Origin of the sequence: Bradyrhizobium sp. LTSP857, assembly GCF_000938285.1 — a bacterium.
Lineage (GTDB): Bacteria > Pseudomonadota > Alphaproteobacteria > Rhizobiales > Xanthobacteraceae > Bradyrhizobium.
Genome location: NZ_JYMS01000018.1, coordinates 9,643 through 24,632 on the forward strand (window position 1 = coordinate 9,643; position 14,990 = coordinate 24,632).

At 64.2% G+C, this 14,990-nt stretch carries 12 protein-coding genes and 2 pseudogenes; 7 read left to right on the forward strand and 7 right to left on the reverse strand.

Annotation, left to right across the window (positions count from 1 at the left end; all coding sequences use genetic code 11):
• Positions 1-314 precede the first annotated feature (314 nt).
• From UP06_RS09395 to UP06_RS40675, 7 genes and pseudogenes are all read left to right on the forward strand, one after another.
• The gene (locus UP06_RS09395; RefSeq protein ID WP_045002338.1) at positions 315-1,124 is read left to right on the forward strand and encodes a DUF3108 domain-containing protein; all 810 of its coding nucleotides are present in this window, start codon (positions 315-317) and stop codon (positions 1,122-1,124) included.
• 705 nt (positions 1,125-1,829) lie between these two features.
• Positions 1,830-4,816: helicase-related protein (locus UP06_RS09400; RefSeq protein WP_245305441.1), on the forward strand; the 2,987-nt coding region annotated here is incomplete at its 3' end.
• Position 4,817: 1 nt separating this feature from the next.
• Positions 4,818-5,233 (forward strand): annotated as a pseudogene (locus UP06_RS41975) (helicase-related protein); the annotation flags it as partial.
• Positions 5,234-5,242: 9 nt separating this feature from the next.
• Positions 5,243-5,509 (forward strand): annotated as a pseudogene (locus UP06_RS09405) (RNA-binding S4 domain-containing protein); the annotation flags it as partial.
• Positions 5,510-5,645: 136 nt separating this feature from the next.
• Positions 5,646-5,984, forward strand: a complete 339-nt coding sequence (gene fdxA / locus UP06_RS09410) for a ferredoxin FdxA (RefSeq protein ID WP_045002278.1) — start codon at positions 5,646-5,648, stop codon at positions 5,982-5,984.
• Positions 5,985-6,328: 344 nt separating this feature from the next.
• Complete coding sequence (locus UP06_RS09415) at positions 6,329-7,144, forward strand: CarD family transcriptional regulator (RefSeq protein ID WP_082078602.1); 816 nt, start codon at positions 6,329-6,331, stop codon at positions 7,142-7,144.
• A 425-nt stretch (positions 7,145-7,569) separates the two neighbouring features.
• Complete coding sequence (locus UP06_RS40675; protein ID WP_156162872.1) at positions 7,570-7,818, forward strand: hypothetical protein; 249 nt, start codon at positions 7,570-7,572, stop codon at positions 7,816-7,818.
• Between the two features lie 221 nt (positions 7,819-8,039).
• Here UP06_RS40675 and UP06_RS09420 read toward each other — a convergent pair whose 3' ends face one another.
• From UP06_RS09420 to cyoA, 7 genes are read right to left on the reverse strand one after another with little or no spacing between them, the layout of a single operon-like run.
• Positions 8,040-8,573, reverse strand: coding sequence for a response regulator transcription factor (locus tag UP06_RS09420; protein WP_045002279.1), 534 nt, complete (start codon positions 8,571-8,573; stop codon positions 8,040-8,042).
• Positions 8,563-9,948, reverse strand: a complete 1,386-nt coding sequence (locus tag UP06_RS09425) for an ATP-binding protein (RefSeq protein WP_045002280.1) — start codon at positions 9,946-9,948, stop codon at positions 8,563-8,565. Before UP06_RS09425 ends, UP06_RS09420 begins: the two co-directional genes overlap by 11 nt.
• Positions 9,920-10,768 (reverse strand): SURF1 family protein, encoded by an 849-nt coding sequence (locus tag UP06_RS09430; RefSeq protein ID WP_045002281.1) that lies wholly within the window; start codon positions 10,766-10,768, stop codon positions 9,920-9,922. The genes UP06_RS09425 and UP06_RS09430 overlap by 29 nt, the downstream gene beginning before the upstream one ends.
• Positions 10,769-10,781: 13 nt before the next feature.
• Positions 10,782-11,156 carry a cytochrome o ubiquinol oxidase subunit IV gene (gene cyoD, locus UP06_RS09435; RefSeq protein WP_045002282.1) on the reverse strand — a complete coding sequence of 125 codons (375 nt, stop codon included), beginning with the start codon at positions 11,154-11,156 and terminating at the stop codon, positions 10,782-10,784.
• Positions 11,153-11,782, reverse strand: coding sequence for a cytochrome o ubiquinol oxidase subunit III (gene cyoC, locus UP06_RS09440; RefSeq protein WP_045002283.1), 630 nt, complete (start codon positions 11,780-11,782; stop codon positions 11,153-11,155). Before cyoC ends, cyoD begins: the two co-directional genes overlap by 4 nt.
• Positions 11,783-13,780 carry a cytochrome o ubiquinol oxidase subunit I gene (gene cyoB, locus UP06_RS09445; RefSeq protein ID WP_045002284.1) on the reverse strand — a complete coding sequence of 666 codons (1,998 nt, stop codon included), beginning with the start codon at positions 13,778-13,780 and terminating at the stop codon, positions 11,783-11,785.
• Between the two features lie 10 nt (positions 13,781-13,790).
• Positions 13,791-14,954: a ubiquinol oxidase subunit II gene (cyoA, locus tag UP06_RS09450; RefSeq protein ID WP_045002340.1), complete on the reverse strand. Its 1,164-nt coding sequence runs from the start codon at positions 14,952-14,954 to the stop codon at positions 13,791-13,793.
• Positions 14,955-14,990 lie beyond the last annotated feature (36 nt).

The window sequence follows — 14,990 nt, forward strand, 5'->3', positions numbered from 1 at the left end:
GCGGCTGGAACAGAGGGGCCGCGGCGTACTGGATGCCCCGGTCAAGCCGGGGCATGACAGCGGAGGGGAGGAGAGGTCGCCGTCCACGATCACCCGCCAATCACCAAAATGGCAATGATTAAAATGCCTTACCATCACATAAAGGGCGTATTCGCACCCGAAGAGTCCAGTGAGTTCCGGCAGCTTTCGTGCCCGGACACATTGTTTGCTGCGAGATTTGGCTTAACTAACAAGGCCTGACGTCCCCATTGGATGGCTTCGTGCACACCCTGATCCCTCATCTGCCTCGGCTGCGCTCCGCTGGCCGGCTGGCCTTGGCGGCGCTTTGCGGGCTGACCTTGGCATGGGGGGCGAAGCCTGCGGCGGCCCAGGGCAAGCTCGAGGCGCAATATGAGGCGACGCTGTCCGGCATTCCGGTCGGCCGCGGCGCCTGGACCATCGACATCCAGGAGGACGTGTTTTCCGCTGCCGCTTCGGGCGGCACGGCCGGGCTGCTGAAATCCTTCGCGGGCGGGTCCGGCACCGGCGCCTCGCAGGGCCGGGTGGTCAACGGCGCGCTGGTCGCGAGCGCCTATCAGGCCACCACCACCACCTCGAAGAAGACCGAAGAGATCCACATCACGCTCGACAAGGGCAATGTGAAGGAGTTCGGCATCGTGCCGGAGCCGCCGGTCGATGCCGACCGCATCGTCGTCACCGAGGCGCATCGCCGCGGCGTCTGGGATCCGATGACGGCCTCGCTGCTGCGCGCGCCCGGCACCGGTGATCCCGTGTCGCCGGAGGCCTGCCACAATTCCGCGCCGGTGTTCGACGGCCGCATGCGCTACGAGCTCAAGCTCGATTTCAAGCGCATGGAAACGGTGAAGGCGGAGAAGGGCTATCACGGCCCGGTCGTGGTCTGCTCGCTGTTCTTCGTGCCGGTCGCCGGCTACATCCCCGACCGCCCCGTGATCAAATACCTCGCCGCCCAGCGCAACATCGAGATCGCCTTCGCGCCGGTCGCAGGCACGCGGATTTTGGTGCCGTTCTGGCTGAAGGTGCCGACGCCGCTCGGCCCGGCGATGCTGGAAGCAACGAGCTTCATCACCGCCCCCCAGCCGCCGCGGGTTGCGAAGACGCAGTAAGGCGCCGCGCCCGCGTAGCCTGGATGGAGCGCAGCGCAATCCGGGACTCTCGCCCGGAACTCCCCGCATTCCGCAGTGCTCCATGCGGGCTACGATCTCCCGTCATTTCGAGAGAGTTTTATTACATCGCCCCAACACCTTACCCGCCGTCACCCCGCCATGCCGCCGCAGGCCGTTTCTACTGTGCATGGGGTTGTTTTCGCGGAAATGCGTTTCGGGGCTATGGGCCGTGAATCCATTTGACTCCTCCCCGATTCTGATTCGACTCCGCACCGTCCCCAACATTAAGGAACTTGCCCTCGAAACGTCGCTTGTGCGACAGCGCAAAACTCCATCTAGTGCGATGAAAGAGAGGGTCCCGCGACATGTTGCGTGAACGGAACGGGACTCTCGGGGGAGTCTGCGATTCGGCCGCGATTCGTTCTAGAGTCGTTCCGAAGCTTAAGAGCATGCGGGAAAAGCGTCGCAAAGTGAGACAGTTGCGCGGGATTTGGGGAGCGTTGCCGCATTCTCCGCTGTCATGCGCCGGCTTGACCGGGGCATCCAGTACGCCGCGCCCTCTCGGTTTGATCTGCGCCACCTCTGGAATACTGGGTCGCCCGGTCAAGCCGGGCGATGACAATGGAGCATGCCGTGAGCGCTTCGCGCCGCCGCCCCAAACAGCACTGACATTCGCCCCAATCGCCACTACCTAATCATTCAGATATGGCCTTCTCTTCCTCCCCCTACGCTTCCGAGCGCGCGCCTGGCGCGGGCGTCACTGCGGTGCTCGGGCCGACCAACACCGGCAAGACCCATCTCGCCATCGAACGGATGCTCGCGCATTCGTCCGGCATGATCGGGCTGCCGCTGCGGCTGCTGGCGCGCGAGGTCTATAACAAGATCGCCGATCGCGCCGGGCCTGAGGCCGTGGCGCTGATCACTGGCGAGGAGAAGATCAAGCCGAAATCGCCGCGCTATTGGGTCTCGACCGTCGAGGCGATGCCGCGCGACCTCGATGTCTCCTTCCTCGCCGTCGACGAGGTCCAGATCGCGTCTGACCTGGAGCGCGGCCACGTCTTCACCGACCGCATCCTCAACCGCCGCGGCCGCGACGAGACGCTTCTACTGGGCGCCGCCACCATGCGCCCGATCATCGAGCGGCTGCTGCCCGGCGTCTCCATGATCACCCGGCCGCGGCTGTCGCAGCTCGAATTCGCCGGCGACCGCAAGATCACGCGCCAGCCGCGGCGCACCGCCATCGTCGCGTTCTCGGCCGACGAGGTCTACGCCATCGCCGAGCTGATCCGCCGCCAGCATGGTGGCGCCGCCGTCGTGCTCGGCTCGCTCAGCCCGCGCACGCGGAACGCGCAGGTTTCGATGTTCCAGAACGGCGAGGTCGACTACCTCGTCGCCACCGACGCGGTCGGCATGGGCCTCAATCTCGACGTCGACCACGTCGCCTTTGCCTCCGACCGCAAGTTCGACGGCTACCAGTTCCGCCGCCTGACGCCGTCCGAATTTGCGCAGATCGCCGGTCGCGCCGGCCGCGCCACGCGGAACGGCACGTTTGGCACCACCGGCCGCTGCGGGCCGTTCGAGCCCGAGCTCGTCAATGCGCTTCAGAACCACACCTTCGATAGCGTGAAGGTGCTGCAATGGCGTAATTCGAAGCTGGATTTCGCCTCCCTCGGCGCGCTCCAGGTCTCCCTGAACCAGTCGCCCGGCCATGAGGCGCTGACGCGGGCGCCGATTGCGGAAGACATGCGCGTGCTCGACCACGCCGCCCGCGACGTCGAGGTGCGCGATATCGCGCATGGCAAGGCGGCCGTGGAACGGCTGTGGGAGGCCTGCCAGGTCCCGGACTACCGAAAACTGTCGCCGGCGGCCCATGCCGAGCTCGTGACCACGCTGTACGGCTTCCTGATGCAGAAGGGCCGCATTCCCGATGCCTGGATCGCGACCCAGATCGACCAGGCCAACCGTATCGACGGCGATATCGACACGCTGTCGGGCCGGATCGCGCAGGTCCGCACCTGGACTTTCGTCGCCAACCGGCCGGATTGGCTCGCCGACCCCGAACACTGGCAGGGGATCGCGCGGGAGGTCGAAAATAAATTATCGGATGCGCTCCATGAACGCTTGACTGAGCGTTTCGTTGATCGCCGGACCAGTGTATTGATGCGCCGCCTGCGGGAGAACACGAGCTTGAATACGGAAATCGGCAAGACCGGCGAAGTCATCGTCGAAGGCCATGTCATCGGCCGTCTCGATGGCTTCACCTTTGCACCGGATGCGGCGGAAGCCGGCTCCGATGCGAAAGCCTTGCAGGCTGCCGCGCAAGCGGTGCTTGCCGGCGAGATCAACACGCGTGCCGAAAAGCTGGGCGGCGCGCCCGACGATCAGTTCGTGCTGACGTCGGACGGCACCATCCGCTGGACCGGCGACGCCGTGGCGCGGCTGACCGCCGCAGAGGAGGCGCTGCATCCGCGCATCCGCATCATCTCGGACGAGCGGCTGACAGGTAGCCCGCGTGAGAAGGTGCAGGCCCGCCTCGACCTCTGGCTCAAGACGCATATCGAAAAGCTGCTCGGGCCGATGTTCGAGCTCAGCAAGGCCGAAGATGTCACCGGCATTGCCCGCGGCATCGCCTATCAGCTCGTCGAGGCGCTCGGCGTGCTGGAGCGGCCGAAGATCGCCAACGAGCTGAAGGATCTCGACCAGCCCTCGCGCGCGGTCCTGCGCAAATACGGCGTCCGCTTTGGCGCCTATCACATCTATTTCCCCGGCATCCTGAAGCCCGCCGCGCGCGCGCTCGCAGCTCTGCTGTGGGCGCTGAAGCAGGACAATGTCGATTTGTCGTCGCTGTCCGGCGCGCAGCATCTGGCATCTTCCGGCCGCACCTCGTTCCCGGTCGACAAGCAGCTGCCGCGCGATGCCTATCGCGTGCTCGGCTACAGGCAGGCCGGCGAACGCGCCGTGCGCGTCGACATTCTGGAACGCCTTGCGGATCTGATCCGCCCGGCGCTGGCCTGGCGCGAGAACTCGCCCGGCGAAAAGCCCGCCGGTGCGTTCGACGGTCGCGGTTTTGTCGTGACGCAGGCGATGACCTCGCTTACGGGCTCCGCCGGCGAAGATTTCGCCTCGGTGCTGCGCGCGCTCGGCTATCGCATGGAGAAGCGTGCGCCGCTGCCGCCGAGGCCGGTGGTGGTAGCTGCGGAGACGCCGGCCCCAGAGGCCAGCGTAGAGGCTCCGGCTGATGCGACTGCGACCGAGACGCCGGTCGAAGAAGCCGTTGCGCCCGCGGACACTGGGATCGAAGCCGCCGCCGAGCCGGTCACCGTCGAAGACGCGCCCGGCATGGAGCAGCACGACGAGCCCGCCCACGACGAGCCGGCGCTGGAAGCCGCGCCTGAAACGCCCGTCACGCCTGAAGATGCCCCCGGCATCGCTCCGCCGGCGGAAGAAGCACCTGCGGAGGCTGCCGCTGAAGCTGCTCCGGCTGAGACCGCCGCGACGGAAGCCGCCGCGTCGGCCGATGCTGCCGCGCCTGCGGAAGCCGCAGCTACGCCTGCCGAGCCCGAGCTTATCGAAGTCTGGCGTCCCGCCGGCCGTCACGAGGACCGCAAGCCGCGCCACGAGCGCCATCGCCACCAGCGTCATAACAACCAGCCGCGTCCGCAGGCGGGCGCAGAGGCAGGCGCAGCAGCGCCNCGCCCGCCGAAGGCGAAGCAGTGCAGGCCGCCGACGGCGAGAAGCGCGGCGAGCGCCATCGTCACGGCGGTCATCGCAGGGATGGGGCCAAGGATTTCCGCAAACCGCGCGAAGGTGGTGCCGAAGGCGCGCCGCGCCAGGAAGGGCGCGACGACAAGAACCGCGGCTTCCAGAGCAAGGATCGCGACAAGGATCGTGATCGCAACAAGGGCAAGTTCGGCGGCGATCGCGACAAGGGCCGCGACAATCGTGGCCGTGACCGTGACAAGGGCCGCGACCGCCAGGGCGGGCCGTCGCTCCGCCCCTACGCCTCGAGTGCGAATCCTCCGCGTGAGCGCGATCGTCCGATCGATCCGAACTCGCCTTTTGCAAAACTCGCTGCCCTGAAGGAGCAGCTCGCCGGTCGTAAGGAGTGACCCACGACCGAGCGGCAGCGCCTCGACAAATGGCTGTGGCATGCGCGGGTGGTGAAGGCGCGCACCTCCGCGGCTGAGCTCGTCGAGTCCGGCCACGTTCGCGTCAACGGTGTGCGCGAGAAATCGCCGGGCCATGCGATCAAGATCGGTGACGTGCTCACCATCGCGCTCGATCGCACTGTGCGCGTGTTGAAAGTGATCGACTTCAACGAGCGCCGCGGTGATGCAGCTTCGGCACGCGTGCTCTACGAAGAGGTCAGTGAGCGCAAAGAGTAATTAATTGCGCTTTGAGTTCATTTCTTGGTCGATCAACCACACAAAGCCGTCATGATCGGCCGTTCCTGATCTTGCGGCGCCGGGCCATCCGCGCTACGCAAGCCGCGACTTTTAAAAGAGCTTTTCGGAGCGTTGGATGACTTACGTCGTCACTGAAGCCTGCATCAAGTGCAAGTACACCGACTGCGTCGAGGTCTGCCCGGTCGACTGTTTCTACGAGGGCGACAACATGCTCGTCATCCATCCTGACGAGTGCATCGACTGCGGCGTGTGCGAGCCGGAATGTCCTGCCGACGCCATCAAGCCGGACACGGAACCGGGCCTCGAAAAGTGGCTCCAGGTCAACGCCGACTTCGCCAAGAGCTGGCCCAACATCACCCAGAAGAAAGAATCACCCGACGACGCGAAGGAATTCGAGGGGGTGGAGGGCAAGTTTGACAAATATTTTTCTCCGAACCCCGGTTCTGGAGACTAATTCGGCCTCAAACTTAACCCTAATACCTTGGTTAGCGCCGAAAACGAGGCCTTAAGACCCCTAAATCATTGATTTTTGCGGGAAATGTGCTATATTGGGCACATTAAGCTGAACCCTGTCAGCCCAGTTGGCCCCTCAGGGTTCCCGTGAAACCAGATGTCGAACAGGGGCGTGGCAGTTTCCGCGCGCAGGCTGTGTCACAGAAAACGCGTAAAAAGAGTACTTCTGCGAGGGCTTCCCATAAGGAGGCCAAGAAAGTCGCCACGGCCAGCCGTAGCGCATCCAAGGGCCGTGCCGCCACGAAGGCTCCGGCTGCAAAGTCCTCCAAGAATAAAAGAAGCGCAATGCCTAACAAGACTGCCAAAACTGCCGCGAAAGCGACCGTTTCCAAGCCTGCTGCTGCCAAGCCTGCTTCGGTCAAGGCTCCCGCTGCCAAGCCCGTTGCTCCGAAGGCGCCCGTTGTTGCCGCCCCTGCCAAGGCCCCCGTTGCTGCTGCGAAGCCGGCTGTGAAGGCCGCTGCGCCCGCGCCGAAGGTCGAGGAAAAGAAGGTCGTGACCCAGCGTCAGGGCTTCAAGGCCAACGAATTCGTCGTTTATCCCGCTCACGGCGTCGGCCAGATTCTGGCCATCGAGGAGCAGGAGATCGCCGGCGCGAAGCTCGAGCTGTTCGTCATCAACTTCATCAAGGACAAGATGACGCTGCGCGTGCCGACCGCCAAGGTCGCCAACGTCGGCATGCGCAAGCTGTCCGAGCCCGCGCTGGTCAAGAAGGCGCTCGAGACCCTCAAGGGCCGCGCCCGCGTCAAGCGCACCATGTGGTCGCGCCGCGCCCAGGAATACGAAGCGAAGATCAATTCGGGCGACATCGTCGCGATCGCGGAAGTCGTGCGCGACCTCTATCGCTCCGAGTCGCAGCCCGAGCAGTCCTACTCTGAACGCCAGCTCTATGAAGCGGCGCTCGATCGTCTCTCCCGCGAGATCGCGGTGGTGCAGCACTCGACCGAGACCGAAGCGGTCAAGGAAATCGAGGCCCAGCTCGCCAAGAGCCCGCGCCGCACCGGCGCCAAGACGGAAGCCGCCGAAGGCGAGGCGGATGCCGAGGGCGATGCCGACGATACCGATGGCGACGACAACACCACGGTCGCCGACGAGGCCGCGTAAGCGCCTCGCAGCATCGATCGCAGCAAATCAAAAGCCCGGCCGTTCGGCCGGGCTTTTTGTTTGAGTCGAGAGCGGTGATCTTGCACGCATCGCAAGGATAAGCGGTTCGCTCGTCCCTTCGCTCCGCGTGCGGCGCGCTCAGATCTTTTTTGCCTGTGCGCGAACCTGGCGGTAGCTACCGCAGATATTCCGTCACGCAATCGCATGCGAGCTCTCATCATTGCAGGCGCTGAGGGACTGCGCTCGAGAAGGCATCGCCGCTCGACATTGCTGAGGTGGACGAAGCGGCTCGCGCCAATCACCAAAACTCCAAAGATTTCACTTTGCGGTGACGGAGAGGGAGTGCGGCTACCTCCGGGCGTGTGCGTATGCTATGGCTTGTAACGCTCCAGGGGGGATCTCAGGAAATCTCAAAGGAGCTAACTATGACAAGAAAACTGCTCGTCGCTCTCGCGATCCTCGGTCTCTCGGCTTCTGCAGCATCGGCAGCGCATCATCATCACCACGCGCTGAACGCAAATGCCGCGATTCCTGATCCTGCATCTCCGCCCCCAATGGGCTGGACCGGTGGTGTGAACAGCAACGACCACGCCACGTATCTCAAAAATCTGCACGACTCCGGCTACAACCCGAAGAACGATCGCGACGCCAACGGGAACGTAGCGGCGCAGTAGCGCAAGGTAGCGCATCCGTCGTCGTCCTGGATGCGACCGGCGCTGGGCCGCCGGCTCGTAGGCAGATCAACGATTCGTGCGCTATCGTTCGAACAGCGAGGGCGGAAGCGTAAGCCACGGGCTTGATCCTCCGGGGTTAGCACGTGCCAGGTTGCGCCTTCCGCTTTCGCGTGTTGAGCCACCGAGATCGTAGATCGGCTGATCTGCCCTGCGAAAGCGACCTACTTCACCGGCCGCTTATCGAGCTTTCGGGCCAGCGTGCGCCGGTGCATCCCCAGCCTTCTCGCTGCCTCCGAGATATTGAAATCCGTCTCGATCAGCGTCTGGTGGATGCGCTCCCATTCCAGCGTCTTGATCGATGTCGGCCGCACATCCAGCGCGACTTCGGCGTTGCCTTCGGCCTTGTTGAAGGCGGCTTCGATGTCGTCGGTATTGGAGGGCTTTGCCAGATAGTGGCAGGCCCCTAACTTGATCGCCTCGACGGCAGTCGAGATGCTGGCAAATCCTGTCAGCACCACGATCAGCATCTCCTCATCGTGGGTGTGGAGGAGTTCGACGCAGGTAAGCCCCGAGGCGCCGCCGAGCTTGAGGTCGACCACGGCATAGCCGAAGGAGCGTCCCTCCAGGACTTTGCGGACCTCTTCGATCGAGCCGGCGAGCACGACCTCGTAGCCGCGGCGCTCGAACGAGCGTTTGAGCGTGCGCGCGAAGCCGGCATCGTCCTCGACGACGATGAGCGAACGGTCAGGCGTCAAAGCTGCCTCCGATCGCGAGCGTTGCGAGCGGCAGCGTGAGGCGGACCGTGGCGCCGCGCTTCCGGTGGTTCTCGGCGGTCACGCTGCCCCCTAGCTTGCGCACGACGTTGACCACCAGGAACAGGCCGAGCCCGCCGCCGGCGCGGCCCTTGCTCGACTGATAGGGTTTTCCGAGCTGTGCCAGCATCTCCGGCGCAAAGCCAGGGCCGCGGTCGCTGATCGACAGCACAAGATTGTCGCCCTCGCGCTCGGCCAGGAGCTCGACCCAGTCGCGCGAGACTTCATAGCCGTTGTCGAGCACGTTGAAGATCACCTGCTTCAGCGCGACGTCCGAGACGATCGCGACGTCCTCGCCAAAGGTGTTGACGAAATAGAGCGTCCGCGCCGAGCGCGCGTTGCGCCATTCCTCGACCAGCGCGGTGACGAAGGCCGTCACCGTCGTCGGCGATGATCCTTCGCCGCGGGCTTCGCCTGCCGACACCAGGATGCCTGTCACGATGGTCTTGCAGCGTTGCAGCGAGGTCTCCATCTCCGCGAGATCCTCGGCGAGCTCCTGATCGGCGGCGAGATCCGGCATGCGGCGCCAGTCGCTGAGGATGACCGAGAGCGAGGCGAGCGGGGTGCCGAGCTCATGCGCCGCGCCCGATGCCAGGAGACCCATGCGGACGATGTGATCCTGCTCGGCGGCATGCTGGCGCAACGCCGCCAGATGCGCGTCGCGCTCGCGCAAATTCCTGTTGATGCGGGTGACGAACACGACCAACAGCACGGCGTTGAGGACGAAGCCGAGCAGCATGCCGGTGACGGTGAGCGTATAGGTCTCGCTCAGCGGGTTCGGCGGCAGGTCGAGCGGCCGGTAGGCCATCGTCAGCCACACAAAGCTCGCGCAGCTCAGCGCCACCAGCGACCAGGTCGAGCGGGCATCGAGCAGCACCGCACCCAGCGTCACCTGGAGCAGGAACAGCGAGGTAAAGGGGTTGGTGGCGCCGCCGCTGAGATAGAGCTGCGCGGTCAGGGCTGCGACATCCAGCATCAGCGCAACCAGCAACTCATTGTTGGTGATCGCGGCCCGATGGCGCACCCAGACCAGGCTCGAGACATTGAGGAAGACCAGCGCGCCGATGACCGCGCCCATCCGGGTCAGGGGTAAGGGAATGCCGAGCCAGAAATGCACGCCGCCGATGGTGACGATCTGGCCGACCACTGCGGTCCAGCGCAGCTGGATCAGCAGCGCCATGTTCTTGCGGTTGGTCTCGTCGTCCGTCGGTGCAACGCCGATCAGCTCGCTGCGCGCGTCCGCCTGCGATTGCAGCGTGACGGCCAGCTCGCCGTGCGTGATTCCGTCGTCAGGTCGGTTCGACGATCGTTCCAGCATCTGATCCCGTCCTGTGCGCGGCGGCATCAGATCCGCTGGCCGGTTCGTGGACGAAGCGCTTGCGGCGGAACAGCCCGCCGCCGAATGTGACGAAAAGTTTGCCGGCCAGCATGAAAGCCAGGGAAAACCAAGTCAGCGCGTAGATCAGGTGGTTATTGGGAAAGCTCACCACGGTCAATCCGCCGATTGGCCCGCCGTCGGTTTGTGATCCGGCGTCGGCATCGATGAAGAACGGGGCGACGTCGTGGAGACCGCGTGCCGCCGCAATCGCGGCCACATCCCGCGAGTACCAGCGGTTGTGCTGGGGAACGTTGTTCCTGAGGAATCCGCCCTTCGGCTCCGTCACGCGCAGCAGGCCGGTGATCTCGACCTGGCCGTCCGGATTGGCGCCCTGGCGCGTCGCTGCGTCGCGCCGCTCGGACGGCACGAAGCCGCGGTTGATCAGGACCAGTCTGCCGTCGCCGCGCTGGAGCGGCGTCAGCACCCAATAGCCGGGGCCTTCCTCGGTGACGGCCTGAACCAGCGTCTCGCGGTCATGCAGGAAGCGGCCGGAGATGGTGACGTGCCTGTACTCGTCATTCGCGGCGGTGACCGCGGGCCACGATGCCGGCAAGGGGATCGGCTGGGCCGCGGCATGAACGCGCTGCTCGACGCGTTCGATCAGCGCCAGCTTCCAGACACGACGTTCGACCTGCCAGACGCCGAGAGCGATCAGAAGGACGAAGGCGGTGAGCGAGAGGACTGCGAGCCACAAGGACGGGCGCGCGGCCTTGCCGCGCGTCCTGGTTGCCTCGTTTATCACGGTCCAGGTCTTGCTCATCTCAGAGTCCCGCTCACTTCATCCCGGTCATCTCATGGATCGGCATCATGTTGCTGTTGAGGTGGTTCATCACCCACAGCGAACCGGACAGCGCGATCACCACCATGACGATGGTGAAGATCAGCGCCATCATGCTCCAGCCGTTCTCGGACTTGGTGTTCATGTGCAGGAAGTAGATCATGTGCACGACGATCTGCACGACCGCGAAGGCCATGATGACGAGTGCGGTGATCTGCTTGCTCGGCAGCGCCCCGCTCATCACCAGCCAGAACGGGATCGCGGTGAGCACCACCGAGAGCACGAAGCCGAGAAGATAGGTCGAGAGCGAGCCGTGCGAATGGTCGTCGTGGTGGTGATCCGCGTGGGCGGCGTGGGTGTCGGTGTTCATCGCAGAACTCCCAGGAGATAGACGAAGGTGAAGACGCCGATCCAGACCACGTCGAGGAAGTGCCAGAACATCGACAGGCACATCAGGCGACGGCGGTTGGCCTCGATCAGGCCGAACTTCCAGACCTGCACCATCAAGGTCACCAGCCAGATCAGGCCGCAGGAGACGTGCAGGCCGTGGGTGCCGACCAGCGTGAAGAAGGCGGACAGGAAGGCGCTGCGCTGCGGCGTCGCGCCTTCATGGATCATGTGGGCGAATTCGGTGAGCTCGATACCGATGAAGGCGAGGCCGAACAGGCCGGTGATCGCGAGCCACATCTGCGTCTGGCCGATGCGGTTCTGCGCCATCGTCAGCATGGCGAAGCCGTAGGTGATCGACGACAGCAGCAGCATCGAGGTGTTCACCGCGACCAGCGACAGGTCGAACAGATCCTTCGGCGCCGGGCCGGCGGCATAGTTGCTGCCGAGCACGCCGAAGGTCGCAAACAGGATCGCAAAGATGAGACAGTCGCTCATCAGGTAGATCCAGAAGCCGAGCGAGGTGCTGTAGCCTTCGGGGTGCGGGTGCTCGTCGGCGAGGTAGAAGAGCGGCTCGCCGGATTGGGTGGGATTGACAGCGATCGTCATTTACTTGGCTCCGGCGAGCAGTTGGGTGCGCGCGTCTTCGGCCCGGACGACATCATCGGCCGGAATGTCGAAGTCGCGGTGGTAGTTGAAGGTGTGACCGATCCCGACGGCGAGCATTGCGATGAAGCTCGCAGCCGCAAGCCACCAGATGTACCAGATCAGGCCGAATCCCATCGCGGTCGCAAAGCCGGCGAGGATGATGCCGGTGCCGGTGTTGCTCGGCATGTGGATCGGCTTGAACCCGGTCAGCGGACGCCGATAGCCGCGGCGCTTCATGTCCCACCACGCGTCGTTGTCGTGAACGACGGGGGTGAAAGCGAAGTTGTAGGCGGGCGGCGGCGAGGAGGTCGCCCATTCCAGTGTGCGTGCATCCCAGGGATCGCCGGTGACGTCCTTGAGCTGCTCGCGCTTGAGGAAGCTGACGGCGAACTGCATCAGCATCGAGAGAATGCCCAGGAAGACCAGGAAGGCACCGATGCCGGCGATGATGAACCAGATCTGCAAGGACGGATCATCGAACACGCGAAGCCGGCGGGTCACGCCCATCAGGCCGAGCACATAGAGCGGCATGAAGGCGAGGTAGAAGCCGGTGACCCAGAACCAGAACGACAGCTTGCCCCAGAACGGATCGAGCTTGAAGCCGAATGCCTTCGGGAACCAATAGTTGATACCGGCGAACGCGCCGAACACCACGCCGCCGATGATCACGTTGTGGAAGTGAGCGATCAGGAACAGGCTGTTGTGCAGGACGAAATCGGCCGGCGGCACCGCGAGCAGCACGCCGGTCATGCCGCCGAGCACGAAGGTCAGCATGAAGGCGATCGTCCACAACATCGGCAGCTCGAAGCGGATACGGCCGCGATACATCGTGAACAGCCAGTTGAACATCTTCGCGCCCGTCGGGATCGAGATGATCATCGTGGTGATGCCGAAGAACGAGTTGACGCTGGCGCCAGACCCCATCGTGAAGAAGTGGTGCAGCCAGACCAGGTACGACAGGATGGTGATGACCACCGTGGCGTAGACCATCGAGGTGTAGCCGAACAGCCGCTTGCCGGAGAAGGTCGAGGTCACTTCCGAGAAGATGCCGAAGGCGGGGAGAACCAGGATGTACACCTCGGGATGGCCCCAGATCCAGATCAGGTTCACGTACATCATCGGGCTGCCGCCGAAATCGTTCGTGAAGAAGTTGGTGCCGACATAGCGGTCGAGCGTGAGCAGTGCGAGCACGACGGTCAGAACCGGGAAGGAGGCGACGATCAGGACGTTGGTGCAGAGCGAGGTCCAGGTGAACACCGGCATCTTCATCATGGTCATGCCGGGGCAGCGCAGCTTGACGATGGTACAGATCAAATTGATGCCGGACAGCGTCGTTCCGACGCCCGCGACCTGGAGGCCCCATATGTAATAGTCGACGCCGACGTCAGGACTGTAGCCGATGTTCGACAGCGGCGGATAAGCCAGCCAGCCGGTACGGGCGAATTCGCCGATGAACAGCGAGGCCATCACCAACACCGCGCCGCCGACCGTCATCCAGAAGCTGAAATTGTTGAGGAACGGGAACGATACGTCGCGCGCGCCGATCTGGAGCGGTACGACGAAGTTCATCAGGCCCGTGACCAGCGGCATCGCCACGAAGAAGATCATGATCACGCCGTGCGCCGTGAACACCTGGTCGTAGTGATGGGCGGGGAGGAAACCCTCGGAGCCGCCGAACGCGAGCGCCTGTTGCGCGCGCATCATGAGCGCGTCGGCGAAGCCGCGCAGCAGCATCACGATGCCGAGGATCATGTACATGATGCCGATGCGCTTGTGGTCGACGCTGGTGAACCACTCGCGCCACAGATAGCCCCAGAGGCGGAAATAGGTCAGGCCGGCGAGCAGCGTGATGCCGCCGAGCGCGACCATCGCGAAGGTACCGACGAGGATCGGTTCGTGCAGCGGCAGCGAATCGATGCTGAGCCGGCCGAAGATGAGCTTGAGAAGATCAGGAGACATGCGTGCTCTCTCAGGAGTCTGACTTCGGACGTTGTCCGAGGAAGAAGGACGAAGACTTCAGCGGCGTGAAGGTCGGCCGCTTCAGGCCGGCGCCGATGAGCGGCGCGGTGTCGAGAGGGGCCTTGATGGCCGCCGTCGTCGCGGCGCCTTGCGGCGCATCCGGCGTGCAGGTGCCGACCACGAAGGTCGGCTCGGGCCCGAGCGCGGTGCCGCGGCGGGCATATTTGTCGTAGGCGAGCGGCAAGGTGTTGTTCAGGCCCTCATGGCCGAGTCCGCCCTTGGCGTCGATCGCCATCATCTCGCTCTGGCACATCTTGCCGGTCTCGACGCACATGTTGAGGATCAAGCGGTAGAGATCAGAATCGACGGTGCCCCAGCGGCGCACCGGCTCGTTCTGGCTCGGCTTCTCCAGCTCGAGATATTCAGCGCGGCCGAGCGAGCCGCCGGCGGACTTGGCGCTGGCGATCCAGGCGTCAAAGCCCTTGTCGTCGAGGCCCTGGAAGTTGAAGTGCATGCCGGAGAAGCCGGCGCCGCTGTAGTTCGCGGAGAAGCCCTTGTAGGTACCGGCGTGGTTGATTACGGCGTGGAGCGATGTCTCCATGCCCGGCATCGCGTAGATCTGTCCGGCCAGTGCGGGGATGTAGAACGAGTTCATCACCGAAGACGCGGTGATGTGGAAGTTGATCGGGCGATCCACCGGTGCGGCGAGCTCGTTGACGGTGGCGATGCCGTAATCGGGGTAGATAAAGAGCCACTTCCAGTCGAGCGCGACGACATCGACTTCGAGCGGAGCCCTGGACTGGTCCACTGCGCGTTCCGCATTGATGCGGCCGATATTGCGGTAGGGGTCGAGCAGATGCGTGCCCATCCAGGTCAGCGCGCCCAGGCAGACGATGATGAGCAGCGGCGCCGACCAGATCACCAGCTCAAGGCTGGTCGAGTGGTCCCATTCCGGCTCGTAGCGGGCCGAGGTGTTGGACTGGCGGTAGCGCCAGGCAAACAGCACCGTCAGCGCCATCACGGGGACGACGATCAGGAGCATCAGGACGGTGGAGATGATGACGAGGTCGCGCTGCTGGGCAGCGATGTCGCCGGCTGGCGCCAGCACGACGTAGTTGCAGCCGCTGAGCGCAACTGCCAGGGGTAGTAGCGCCAGGATCTTGAGACGTGACACGGCCAAGCCTTATGAGAATGAGTTTCCTTTGCGGGA